This is a genomic window from Variovorax sp. UC122_21, assembly GCF_044056785.1.
Taxonomy (GTDB): Bacteria; Pseudomonadota; Gammaproteobacteria; order Burkholderiales; family Burkholderiaceae_C; genus Variovorax.
The window spans coordinates 5,040,235-5,052,386 of record NZ_CP172004.1; the positions used below are offsets into that span (position 1 = coordinate 5,040,235).

Annotated in this window: 9 protein-coding genes and 3 pseudogenes; 3 read left to right on the forward strand and 9 right to left on the reverse strand. The window is 66.6% G+C overall.

Annotation, left to right across the window (positions count from 1 at the left end; all coding sequences use genetic code 11):
* Positions 1-29: 29 nt before the first annotated feature.
* The 7 genes and pseudogenes from aroB to ACHMXE_RS36510 form a co-directional block, all read right to left on the reverse strand.
* A complete protein-coding gene (gene aroB / locus ACHMXE_RS36480) occupies positions 30-1,151 on the reverse strand; it encodes a 3-dehydroquinate synthase (RefSeq protein ID WP_395348706.1) in 1,122 nt (373 codons plus the stop codon).
* Between the two features lie 94 nt (positions 1,152-1,245).
* Entirely contained in the window at positions 1,246-1,809 is a 564-nt protein-coding gene (locus ACHMXE_RS36485) for a shikimate kinase (RefSeq protein WP_203204615.1), read from the reverse strand.
* Between the two features lie 23 nt (positions 1,810-1,832).
* Positions 1,833-3,982: pseudogene (gene pilQ, locus ACHMXE_RS36490) on the reverse strand (type IV pilus secretin PilQ).
* A complete protein-coding gene (locus ACHMXE_RS36495) occupies positions 3,979-4,521 on the reverse strand; it encodes a pilus assembly protein PilP (RefSeq protein WP_395348707.1) in 543 nt (180 codons plus the stop codon). The pseudogene pilQ and the gene ACHMXE_RS36495 overlap by 4 nt, the downstream one beginning before the upstream one ends.
* Complete coding sequence (locus ACHMXE_RS36500) at positions 4,518-5,174, reverse strand: type 4a pilus biogenesis protein PilO (RefSeq protein ID WP_395352961.1); 657 nt, start codon at positions 5,172-5,174, stop codon at positions 4,518-4,520. The genes ACHMXE_RS36495 and ACHMXE_RS36500 overlap by 4 nt, the downstream gene beginning before the upstream one ends.
* A 32-nt stretch (positions 5,175-5,206) precedes the next feature.
* A complete protein-coding gene (locus ACHMXE_RS36505; RefSeq protein ID WP_057596022.1) occupies positions 5,207-5,833 on the reverse strand; it encodes a PilN domain-containing protein in 627 nt (208 codons plus the stop codon).
* On the reverse strand, positions 5,830-6,909 hold the full coding sequence (locus tag ACHMXE_RS36510; RefSeq protein WP_057596021.1) for a pilus assembly protein PilM: 1,080 nt from the start codon (positions 6,907-6,909) through the stop codon (positions 5,830-5,832). Before ACHMXE_RS36510 ends, ACHMXE_RS36505 begins: the two co-directional genes overlap by 4 nt.
* Positions 6,910-7,147: 238 nt before the next feature.
* Between ACHMXE_RS36510 and ACHMXE_RS36515 the strand changes: the two are divergent.
* Positions 7,148-9,570 (forward strand): annotated as a pseudogene (locus ACHMXE_RS36515) (penicillin-binding protein 1A).
* A 20-nt stretch (positions 9,571-9,590) separates the two neighbouring features.
* On the opposite strand, the gene cyaY reads toward ACHMXE_RS36515, so the two are convergent.
* Positions 9,591-9,923: an iron donor protein CyaY gene (gene cyaY / locus ACHMXE_RS36520; RefSeq protein ID WP_057596019.1), complete on the reverse strand. Its 333-nt coding sequence runs from the start codon at positions 9,921-9,923 to the stop codon at positions 9,591-9,593.
* 63 nt (positions 9,924-9,986) lie between these two features.
* Here cyaY and ACHMXE_RS36525 point away from each other — a divergent pair, with 63 nt between their 5' ends.
* Positions 9,987-10,202 carry a lipoprotein gene (locus ACHMXE_RS36525; RefSeq protein WP_395348708.1) on the forward strand — a complete coding sequence of 72 codons (216 nt, stop codon included), beginning with the start codon at positions 9,987-9,989 and terminating at the stop codon, positions 10,200-10,202.
* Positions 10,199-11,483, forward strand: a pseudogene (lysA, locus tag ACHMXE_RS36530) (diaminopimelate decarboxylase). Before ACHMXE_RS36525 ends, lysA begins: the two are co-directional and overlap by 4 nt.
* A gap of 13 nt (positions 11,484-11,496) precedes the next feature.
* Here the strand turns inward: lysA and ACHMXE_RS36535 are convergent.
* Positions 11,497-12,147, reverse strand: a complete 651-nt coding sequence (locus ACHMXE_RS36535) for a protein-methionine-sulfoxide reductase heme-binding subunit MsrQ (RefSeq protein WP_209544700.1) — start codon at positions 12,145-12,147, stop codon at positions 11,497-11,499.
* Positions 12,148-12,152: the final 5 nt, after the last annotated feature.

Sequence of the window (12,152 nt, forward strand, 5' to 3'; positions counted from 1 at the left end):
GGTGGCGATGCCGGCCATCGGAATGGGGCTCAGGCCGCCGCGCAGGACTGCGCGAGCACCTCGCGCACCAGCGCATCGGGCGCGCCGCGCATGATCGCGGAGCCGGGCTTGTCGATCACCACGAAGCGGATCTCGCCGCCCTCGGATTTCTTGTCGACGCGCATCAGTTCGAGGTAGCGCTCCGCGCCGAGGTCGGGGCCGACGGTGGGCAGGCCGGCGCGCTGGATCAGGCGGGTCAGGCGCTCGACGAAGGCCGCATCCACGCCGCCGAGGCGCTGCGACAGCCGCGCCGCCATCACCATGCCGCAGCCCACGGCCTCGCCATGCAGCCACTCGCCATAGCCCAGGCCCGATTCGATCGCATGGCCGAAGGTGTGGCCGAAATCGAGGATCGCGCGCAGGCCGGTCTCGCGCTCGTCCTGGCCGACCACCAGCGCCTTGATCTCGCAGCTGCGCTTGACCGCATGCGCGAGCGCGGCGGGATCGCGCGCCACCAGGGCGTCGATGTTGGCTTCGATCCAGTCGAGGAAGGCCATGTCGTGGATCGGCCCGTACTTGATGACCTCGGCCAGGCCGGCACTGAGTTCGCGCGGCGGCAGGGTCTGCAGGGTGCCGAGGTCGCAGACCACCAACTGCGGCTGGTAGAACGCGCCGATCATGTTCTTGCCCAGCGGATGGTTGATGGCCGTCTTGCCGCCGACCGAGGAATCGACCTGCGCCAGCAAGGTGGTCGGCACCTGGACGAAGGGCACGCCGCGCATGTAGCTGGCGGCCGCGAAACCGGTCATGTCGCCGACCACGCCGCCGCCGAGGGCGAACAGCACGGTCTTGCGGTCGCTGCCGTGGCCCAGCAGCGCGTCGAAGATCAGGTTCAGGGTCTCGAGGTTCTTGTAGACCTCGCCATCGGGCAGCTCGAGCAGATGCACCTGCCGGAACCGGCCGGCCAGCGCCTGGCGCAGACCCTGGGCGTAGAGCGGCGCGACCGTGGTGTTGCTGACGATCAGCGCGCTGGCCGCCTGCGGCACGATGCCGTAGGTCTGGGGATCGTCGAACAGTCCGGCGCCGATGAGGATGGGATAGCTGCGGTCGCCGAGCGGGATGTCGACGCGTTCGAGGGTGGGCGGGGAAACGGAAGCGGCGGGCGATGGCATGGCGGGAGTTTAGGCGGTGCGGCGCCCAGGGGCCGGAGCGCTGGCCGCAAGCGCCTCGGCGCGCGAGGGTCGATGTGCTTCGGGCCGCGCGAACTCAGTCCGAGGACGAGGTCGGCTCGGGCCCCTCGGGATGCGCGCCGGGCGGCACGATGCCGGCCAGCTCGAGCTGCATCACGATGATGTTCACGAGCGTCGCGACCGTGGGACGCCCCGTGTCGACGACGTCGTGGGCGGTCTCGCGATAGAAGGGATCGCGCGCATCGTGCAGCTCGCGCAGCCGACCCAGCGGATCGGCCACCTGCAGCAGCGGCCGCTTGACGTCGTGGCGCAGGCGCCGGAACAGGTCCTCGGGCGAGGACCGCAGGTAGATCACGTGGAAGTGGCCGCGCAGTTGCAGCCGGTTGGCCTCGCGCAGCACCGCGCCGCCCCCGGTGGCCAGCACGCCGTTCGCGCCGGCCGCCAGCTCGGCGATCACTTGCTGTTCGAGATCGCGGAAGGCGGCTTCGCCCTCGCGCTCGAAGTAGTCGCGGATCGAGCAGCCGATGCGCTGCTCGATCTCGTGATCGGTGTCGACGAAGGGAAGGTTGAGCCGAAGACCCAGCCGCCGGCCCACCGCGGACTTTCCGGCGCCGGGCAATCCGACGAGTGCGACGGCCACGCCGTGGCTGCTACGCCCGCGCGTCAGCGCGCGGCGTTGCGGTCGGTAATCATCTTCGGGGTGATAAAGACGAGCATTTCGGTCTTGTTCGCAATGCGAGTCCGTGTGCGGGAACAGCGCCCCCCACATAGGGCACTTCACCCAGCACCGGCACGCGCGACTCGTCATTGGATTCGTTGAGCTCGAAGATACCACCGATGACGACCGTGCCGCCGTTCTCGACCAGCACTTCGGTCTGGACGTGCTTGGTGTTGATGGCCGGGCCCGCGGTGGTGTTGATGCCGCGCGCATCCTTGCTGACGTCGAGCGTGAGGATGATGTTGCCCTCGGGCGTGATCTGCGGCGTGACTTCGAGCTTGAGCACGGCCTTGCGGAACGAGATCGAGGTAGCGCCGCTCGAAGTCGCTTGCTGGTAGGGGATTTCCTCGCCCTGCTCGATCAGCGCCTTGGTCTGGTCGGCCGTGATGACGCGGGGGCTGGATACCAGCTTGCCCTTGCCGTCGGCTTCGAGTGCCGAGATCTCGAGGTTCAGCATGCGGGAGAAGCTGGAGTTGAAGAGCGAGATGGCGAAGGTGCCTGCGGCGACACCGTTGCCGGTCGGATCCGAGGCAGGCATGTTGACGAAGTTCGAGTTGGTCCAGGTGGTGGTACCCGTACTCCCGCTGCCATTGGTCCCTTGAGTTACGACCGGCATCGCGCCAAAGTTCCCGAAGGCCCGATTGCCGTTGGCGGAAGCCACGCGCTCGCCCGCAATACCTCCCCCCAGGCGTGCGCCCAGCGACTTGCCGAATGTGTCGGTCGCTTCAACGATACGGGCCTCGATCAACACCTGCCGCACCGGCACGTCCAGCTTCTGAATCAGTTCCGACACTTGAGCGAGGCGAGAGGGTATGTCCGAAACAAACAGTTGGTTGGTACGTGCCTCCGCAATCACGCTGCCGCGCGGACTCAAAATGCGTGTGGCCGAGCCCCCCCCGCCTCCACCTGCCGAGGTTCCCGTCCCCGTCAGCCCCTGGGCGATCGTGATGGCCTTGGTGTAGTTCAACTGAAACGACTGCGTCCGCAGCGGCTCGAGGTTCTCGATCGCCGCCTTGGCCTCGAACTCGAGCTTCTCCTTGGCATTGATCTCGTCCTTCGGCGCGATCCACAGCACGCTGCCGTTCTTGCGCATGCCGAGATTCTTGGCTTGCATGATGATGTCGAGTGCCTGATCCCAAGGCACGTCTTTCAGCCGCAAGGTCAACGCACCGGTCACCGAATCGGAGGTCACGATGTTGAAGTTCGTGAAGTCGGCGATTACCTGCAGCAGCGAGCGAATCTCGATGTTCTGGAAATTCAGCGACAGCTTCTCACCCGTGTAGCCCACGCCCTGGGTCAGCTTGGTCGGGTCGACCTTGCGTGCGCGGACTTCCACCACGAACTGGTTGTCGCTCTGGTAGGCACTGTGCTCCCAGTCGCCCTTGGCCTCGATCGTCATGCGGACGCGATCACCGGCCTGCTGAGCCGTGATCGATTGCACCGGCGTGTTGAAATCGGCGACGTCGAGGCGACGGCGCAGGCCCTCGGGCAAGGTGGATTTGGTGAACTCCGCCACCAGGGTCTTGCCTTGCTGCCGCAGATCGACACCCACTTGATTGTTGGCCAGATCGATGATGACGCGACCCGTGTTGTCGGGGCCGAGACGGAAATCGACATCACGCAACGGAAGCATGTCGCGGTTGCGATTCTCGGCGAAGGCCGCGGAGGCGGACGCCGCGAGCGCGACGCCGGCCACGGGCTCGAGCGTCACCAGCAGCGACTTGCCCTGGATCTCGGTCTTGTACGCGGTGGCCTGTTTGAGATTGAGCACCACACGGCTGCGTTCACCCGCCTGCACCACGTTGACCGAACGCAGATTGCCCTGATTGATCTCGATCGCGGAACGCCCGATGGCATTCGTGACACCCGGGAAATCGAGCGCGATGCGCGCGGGCGCCTGGACCGCAAAACCATTGGGGGCCGTGGCCAGGGGCTGTGCCAGGTCGATACGGATCACCTCCGCACCCGACTGCGTCGAACTGGTCACCGCCTCGATGGCGTTCTGCGCCTGGGCCATGGCAAAAGCACCACATGCCAGCAGTCCGAGGGCGACGTTTCGCAGCCGCTCCGCCATCTTCGATTTTTCTAGGTTCATTTCGCACTCTCTTGCAACTGCAGCGATGCTGCGCGTTCGATCCATTCGCCGGCCGCGTCCTGCACGATTTCTCGCAGGGCGACTTCGCTTTCGTTGATCCGCGTGATGCGGCCGTAGTTGAGGCCCAGGTACTCGCCAACGCGCACCTTGTAGAGCAGCTTGTCGACCTTCAACAGGGCCACGGGCTGCCCGTTGCGGTTCATCGTGCCGACCATTGCCATCGAATCGAGCGGGAAGGCCTCGAGGGCCTCCTTGCGACGCGCCAATTCGGGAGCAATCAGATCGGAACTGCCCTGTTGGTTCGATTCGCGCCGCAGCGCCTGCGTGAGCTTCAGCATGTTGAAAGGCTCGAACGACGAGGCTTCCGTATAGGCCTGTGGTGTGAACCTTTTCGGTTCCGTGATGGGCGAGATGCTGGGCTTGACCTGTGCGCGCTGCTCCACCATCCAGCGCTGAAGATCTTCCTGATCGGAGTTCCCGCAAGCACTCAATCCCAACGCGGCCATTGCGAGCCACAAGAACTTGAAGGCCGCTTTCATTTCTTCGCGCCTTTGGACGCCGCAGCGCGTTTCTGGGTGGCCCGCTCTTCTTCATCGAGATAGCGGTAGGTGCGCGCCGTCGCATCCATGGTCAACGCACCGTCCTTGTCCTTCTGCGGCGCCACGCTCAGGTTGTTCAACGTGACGATCCGCGACAGGCTGGCGACATCGGCCGCAAAAGCGCCCATGTCGTGGTAGCGACCGGTCACGCGCACAGCAATCGGCAACTCGGCGTAGTAGTCCTTGACGACGACCTGCCCTGGGCGGAACAGCTCGAACTGCAGGCTGCGCCCGAGGCCAGCCTGGTTGATATCCGACAGCAAGGCATCCATCTCGGCCTTGCTCGGCAGTTGCTTTTCGAGCAGCGTGACGTACTGCTGCACCTGCTCGCGTTGCTTCTTCAGCAGGTCGAGGTTCGCGGCCTGCGCCACCTTCTTCTGATAGTCGGCCTTGAGCGTGACCTCCTTGCCGCGCTCCGATTCGAGCTCGTCGTTCGAATTCGTGAGCCACACGAACCACAGCGCCACCACCACGACGACGGTCAGGCCCAGGCACAACGCGTAGCGCGGCACGGACGGCCAGCTCGCGGGGTCGTTGGTGTTCAGCCCGCGGAACTGATCGCCGAAGCGGCGCAGCGCGGCACCGAGATCGATGGGGGGGAAGAGCGTTTGCTTGCCATGATCGCCTAGCCCTTGGACTGCGCCGCGGTGGCCAGCGCCTTGTCGGCCGCGGCCTTCTGCGCGTCGGTCGGCCGCTTGAGGCCGATGCGCATGGTGAAGTTCGCCACCCGCCGCTGGTCGCGCTGGTTCGCGCTCAGGCTCACGGTGGCGGAAGTGATCTCGACCAGCTCCGGCTTCACCAGCCAGGGACTGTTGTTGCCGAGATTGCGCAGCAGCTCGGACACGCGCTCGTTCGACTGCGCCATGCCCTGCAGCGTGACGGTCTGGTTGTCCTGCTTCATGTTCGACAGGTAGACGCCGTCGGGCAGTTGCCGCACCAGTTCGTTGAGCAGATGCACCGGCAGGTTGCGGTCACCCTGCAGGTCCTCGACGGCCTGCTGGCGCGCGCGCAGCGCCGCGATCTCCTCCTGCAAGGTCGAGATCTCCTTGATCTCGACCTCGAGCTTCTTGATCTCGCCCTGCAGGAAGCGGTTCTTCGATTGCTGGGCCGAGATCTGGGCCTCGAACCAGAGATAGCCCAGACACGCGATCAGGCCGCCGAGCAAAGCGGCACCGGCCAGCGCGCCATAGAAGGCTTCGCGCCGGCGCTTGCGCGCGGCCTCGCGGTGCGGAAGCAGATTGATCAGGATCACTGCAGGAACCTCCGCATGGCCAGACCGCAGGAGGTCAGGTAGGAAGGCGCTTCGCGCCGGACCTTCTTCTCGCGGATGTTCGAGCCGAGCTCCATGCCGTCGAAGGGATTGACGAGCGAGCAGGCGAAGGAGGTCTGCCGCGTCACCGCATTGCTCAGGCCCGGCAGCGAGGCCGATCCGCCGGCCAGCATCACGTAGTCGACACGGTTGTGCGGCGTGCTGGTGAAGAAGAACTGCAGCGCGCGCGCGATTTCCTGGGCGATGCTCTCGACGAAGGGCTTGAGGACGCCCGAGCCGTAGTCGTCGGGCAGGTCGCCGCTGCGCTTCTTGGCCTCGGCCTCCTCGGCCGAGAAGCCGTACTGGCGCACGATCATCTGGGTGAGCTGGGCGCCGCCGAAGGCCTGGTCGCGGTCGTACAGCACTTCCTGGTTGCGCAGCACCTGCATGCTGGTGGTGAACGCGCCGACCTCGAACAGGGCGACGATGGCGTCCTGGCCCTTGCCCGGCAGTTGTTCGATCAGGCGCGCGGTGGCGAGGCGCGAGGCATAGGACTCGACGTCCAGGATCATGGCCTTGAGGCCCGCCGCCTCGGCCAGGCCTTCGCGGTCCTGCACCTTCTCCTTGCGCGACGCGGCGATCAGCACCTCGACGTCGCCCGCCGAGCTCAGGCTCGGCCCGGTCACGCAGAAATCGAGACTCACTTCGTCCAGCGAGAAAGGAATGTATTGATTGGCTTCCGATTCGACTTGGATTTCGAGCTCCTGCTCGCTCATCCCGCCCGGAAGAATGATCTTCTTGGTGATCACCGCCGAGGGCGGCAGCGCCAGCGCGACGTTGCGCGTGCGGGTGCCGCTCTTGCGCACCACGCGGCGCACGGCCTCGGCGACCTCGTCGAACTTCTCGACGTTGCCATCGGTGATCCAGCCGCGCTCGAGGGGCTCGATGGCGCAGCGTTCCAGGATCAGCTTGCCGCTGGCTTCACGGCCGAGTTCGACCAGCTTGACGCTGGACGAGCTGACATCCAGCCCGAGCAGGGGGGCGTTCTGACGACGAAACAATGTTCCAAGAGCAGCCAAGTTCTGTCCCTCTTCCCCTGCATTTGTAACCAATGGAAAAATTTGAATTCGGTTGCATGCTAGCAGCACGCCCGACGCCATCCAAGGGGCGGATCGGGACGGCAGGGTCGATCGTTGCCAAAAGCTGACGCTAAAGCCTCGTTTTGTAACTTTCGATTTAGGACCGGGGCGCCGAGCAAACATCGGGGCCCGCCCAAGGGGTGGCTTTTTATAATGCGCGGTGACTCTCGGGCCCTCCATGCAAGAAAACACACGGCCAACGCCAAACTCCAAGCGCCCAGCCAAGACCCCACCCGCCTCCACCCGGCCCGCCTGGCTCAAATGGCTGCTGCGCTTCGTGTTCTGGGGCCTGGGCATCGCCGCGGCCGGCGTGCTGTCGGTGATCTGCGTGGTCGCGGTGGCGCTGGCGGTCGCCTATCCGAACCTGCCGACATCTCCGAGCTCTCCGACTACCGGCCCAAGCTGCCGCTGCGCGTGTTCTCGGCCGAGGGCATCCTGATCGGCGAGTTCGGCGAGGAGCGCCGCAACCTGACGCCGATCTCGGCCATTCCCAAGGTGGTGAAGGACGCCGTGCTGGCGGCCGAGGACGCCCGCTTCTACGACCACGGCGGCGTCGACTACAAGGGCATGATCCGCGCCGGTCTCGCGAACATGAACCGCGTGAAGAGCCAGGGCGCCTCCACCATCACCATGCAGGTGGCGCGCAACGTCTACCTGAGTTCCGAGAAGACGCTGACGCGCAAGATCTACGAGGTGCTGCTGACCTTCAAGCTCGAGCACCTGCTGAGCAAGGACCAGATCTTCGAGATCTACCTGAACCAGATCTACCTCGGCAACCGCGCCTACGGCTTCTCCGCCGCCTCAGAGGCCTACTTCGGCAAGCCGCTGTCCGAGCTCACCATCGCCCAGGCCGCGATGCTGGCCGGCCTGCCCAAGGCGCCCGGCGCGAACAACCCGGTGAACAACCCGCAGCGCGCGCGCGGCCGGCAGTTCTACGTGATCGACCGCATGCAGGAAGCCGGCTTCATCACCGCCGAGCAGGCCGCGGCCGCCAAGAAGGAGGAGCTGCACCTGCGCGACGCCGCCGACCCGAACCGGCTGCACGCCGAATACGTGGCCGAAACGGTGCGCCAGCTCATGTATGCGCAGTACGGCGACAGCACCTACACGCGCGGCCTTAAGGTCTACACCTCGCTCGTGGCGGCCGACCAGGCCGCCGCCTACAAGGCACTGCGCAAGGGCATCATGGATTACGAGCGCCGCCAGATCTATCGCGGCCCCGAGAAGTTCGTCGAGTTGCCGAACGATGCCAAGGATCTCGACGAAGCCGTCGACGACGCGCTCAGCGACCATCCCGACAACGGCGACGTGATGGCCGCCGTGGTGCTCAAGGCCACGGCCAAGCAGATCGACGCGGTGCGCGGCAACGGCGACGCGGTGCAGATCACGGGCGAAGGCCTCAAGCCCGCGCAATCGGGCCTTTCGGACAAGGCACCGCCCAACATCAAGATCCGTCGCGGCGCGGTGATCCGGGTGGTCAAGACGCCCAAGAACACCTGGGAGATCACCCAGCTGCCCGAGGTCGAGGGCGCCTTCGTCGCCATGGACCCGCGCGACGGCGCGATCAAGGCGCTGGTCGGCGGCTTCGACTTCGGCAAGAACAAGTTCAACCACGTCACGCAGGCCTGGCGCCAGCCGGGCTCGAGCTTCAAGCCCTTCATCTACTCGGCCGCGCTCGAGAAGGGCTTCACGCCCGCCACCGTGATCAACGACGGCCCGCTGTTCTTCGACGCCGGCACCACCGGCGGCCAGCCCTGGGAGCCCAAGAACTACGGTGGCGGCTACGACGGCCCGATGTCGATGCGCACCGCGCTGATGAAGTCGAAGAACCTGGTCTCGATCCGCATCCTGCAGTCGATCGGCACGCGCTACGCGCAGGACTGGATCACCAACTTCGGCTTCGAGCGCGAGAAGCATCCGGCCTACCTGCCGATGGCGCTCGGCGCGGGCTCGGTCACGCCGATGCAGATGGCGGTGGGCTACTCGGTGTTCGCCAACGGCGGCTACCGCGTCAATCCCTACCTCGTGACGCGCATCACCGACCACAAGGACAAGCTGCTGGTCGACAAGCAACCGCCGCTGCTCAATGACGCGCTGCGCGCCATTCCGCAGCGCAACGCCTTCATCATGGACAGCCTGCTGCAATCGGTGGCGCGCGCCGGCACCGCGGCCAAGGCCCAGGCGATGCTCAAGCGGCCCGACCTCTACGGCAAGACCGGCACCACCAACGATTCGCTCGATGCGTGGTTCGCAGGCTTCCAGCCGACCATGACCGCGATCTCGTGGATCGGCTACGACACGCCGCGCAACCTCGGCGACCGCGAGACCGGTGGCGGCCTGAGCCTGCCGATCTGGATCAACTTCATGGAAACCGCCATCAAGGGCGCGCCGGTCACCGACCTCTCGACCAGCCCGCCTTCAGGCGTGGTGAACGTGGGCGGCGAGTGGTACTACGACGACTACGCGCCAGGCCGCGGCGTGGCCAGCCTGGGTGTCGACACGACGCCGGCGGCACCGGCCGAAGCGCTGAGCGGCGCGCCGGTGAGCCCGCCCGCGCCGCCCGAGGAGCGCAGCCGCATCCTCGACCTGTTCCGCAACTGAAGCGAAGCCGCGGGCCTTGCTCAGCCCGCGGTGAAGCTCAGCGGCTGCCCCGCCTGCAGGCTCGCCTCGCGCGACAGGTTGCCGAAGAACTCTTCCGCGCTCTTGGTGTCGACCCAGGCCTGGCCGTCGAAGCGGTAGTGGTAACCACCCGAGCGCGCCGCGAGCCAGATCTCCTGCAGCGGCTTCTGCAGGTTCACGATCAGCTGGCTGCCGTTGGGAAACGAAATCGTGATCATGCCGCCCACGCGCTGGTTGTCGATGTCGGCGTCCGTGGCGTCGTTGATGCGGTCGCAGCTGTGCTCGATTGCCGCCAGCGCGGCTTCGGCGCGGTCCATGTATTCGGAGTCCGTCATTACAATTTCGTTATGTTGAATGTCCACCAAATTCTAGTGAGCGCCTGCGGCCGCACTGCGCTCATGGTCTGCCTCGCCGCCGCCACCCTCGGCCTGGCCGCCTGCGGACAGCGCGGCGCCCTCTATCTGCCGACCGATCCGGCCGCCTCGCAACGCGCCACGCTGCCCGACCTGCTGACGCCCAGCATGCCCGGCGGCACCGGCAATGCGACACCGTCTTCCGGCGCTGGCCAGGCCGCGCCGAAGCCCGCCACCGCCGGCAGCGGAGCCGCACGATGAGCACCCTTCCCCTGCCCGGCCATCCCCATATCGCGCAGCGCGACGGCGCGCTCCAGGTCGAAGGCGTGTCGCTCGATGCGCTCGCGCGCGAGCACGGCACGCCGCTGTTCGTCTACTCGAAGCAGTGGATGCTCGACGCCCTGGCCGCCTACCAGCGCGGCTTCCAGGGCCGCGATGCGCTGGTCTGCTACGCGATGAAGGCCAACTCCTCGCTCGGCGTGCTGCGCGTGTTCGCCGAGGCCGGCTGCGGCTTCGACATCGTCTCGGGTGGCGAACTCGCGCGCGTGCTCGCGGTCGGCGCCGATCCGAAAAAAGATCATCTTCTCGGGTGTCGGCAAGACCCGCGCCGAGATGCGCCAGGCGCTCGCGGCCGGCATCGCCTGCTTCAACGTCGAGAGCGAGGCCGAGCTCGAGGTGCTCAACGAGGTGGCGCTGGCCGAGAAGGCGCGCGCACCGATCAGCATCCGCATCAATCCCAACGTCGATCCCAAGACGCACCCCTACATCTCGACCGGCCTCAAGGGCAACAAGTTCGGCATCGCGCACGACCGCGCCGTGCAGGCCTACCGCCACGCGGCCAGCCTGCCGGGCCTCGAGGTGGTGGGCATCGACTGCCACATCGGCTCGCAGATCACCGAGGCCTCGCCCTACTTCGACGCCTTCGAGCGCGTGCTCGACTTGGTGGTGGCGATCGAGGCCGCGGGCATTCCCATCCATCACCTGGACTTCGGCGGCGGCCTGGGCATCGACTACAACGGCGAGACGCCGCCGCAGGCCGATGCGCTGTGGCGGCAGCTGCTCGACCGACTCGACGCGCGCGGCTTCGGCCAGCGCAAGCTGGTGATCGAGCCGGGCCGCTCGCTGGTCGGCAATGCCGGCGTGTGCCTGACCGAGGTGCTCTACACCAAGCCCGGCGAGGACAAGAATTTCTGCATCGTCGACGCGGCCATGAACGACCTGCCGCGGCCCGCGATGTACCAGGCCTTCCATCGCATCGTGCCGCTGCGCGAGCGCGCCGGCGCCGGCACCACCTACGACGTGGTGGGCCCGGTCTGCGAGAGCGGCGACTGGATCGGCCGCGACCGCGAACTCAACGTGGTGGCCGGCGACCTGCTGGGCGTGCTCTCGGCCGGTGCCTATTGCATGAGCATGGCGAGCAACTACAACACCCGCGCGCGCGCGGCCGAGGTGCTCGTGAGTGGCACGGCCGCCACGCTGATCCGCCGGCGCGAGACGCTGGAAGACCAGCTGCAGGCCGAGCTGCAGGCCGCCAGGGGCTGAGCGGGAACCGCGGCTAGTTCGACGGCCGTGCCCGCGCGCCGGCCCGCGCCGCCGGCACGCCCGCCTTGCGGGCGCCCATCCAGCGCCAGAGCCGCCACGCCAGCAGCAGTCCGATGATCGCCGCGTAGACGAACACCTCGGCGAAGTTGTTCTTGCCCGCGCGCATCCAGAAGAAGTGCAGCAGGCCCAGCCCCGCGATCAGGTAGACCAGCTTGTGCAGCAGCTGCCAGCGCTTCGCGCCCATGGCCTTGATCGCGCGGTTGAACGAGGTCAGTGCCAGCGGGGTCAGCAGCACGAAGGCCGAGAAGCCCACCAGGATGAACGGCCGCTTCGCGATGTCCTTGGCGATCTCGCCCCAGTCGAGCCCCATGTCGAACCACGCGTAGCACAGCAGGTGCAGCACCACGTAGAAGTAGGCGTACAGGCCCAGCATGCGCCGAAAGCGCGCCAGGCCGTTCCACTTCGTCGTCACGCGCAGCGGCGTGACCGCCAGCACGATGCACAGGAAGCGCAAGGTCCAGTCGCCGGTCGCGCGGATCAGGTACTCCTGGGGATTGGGGCCCAGCTGGTCGACCACCACACCGTAGGCCAGCCACGCGAAGGGAAGCAGGCACAGCAGGAAGACGACGGGCTTGGCGGCGGGGTGCAGCAGCAGCTTGTTCATGGCGT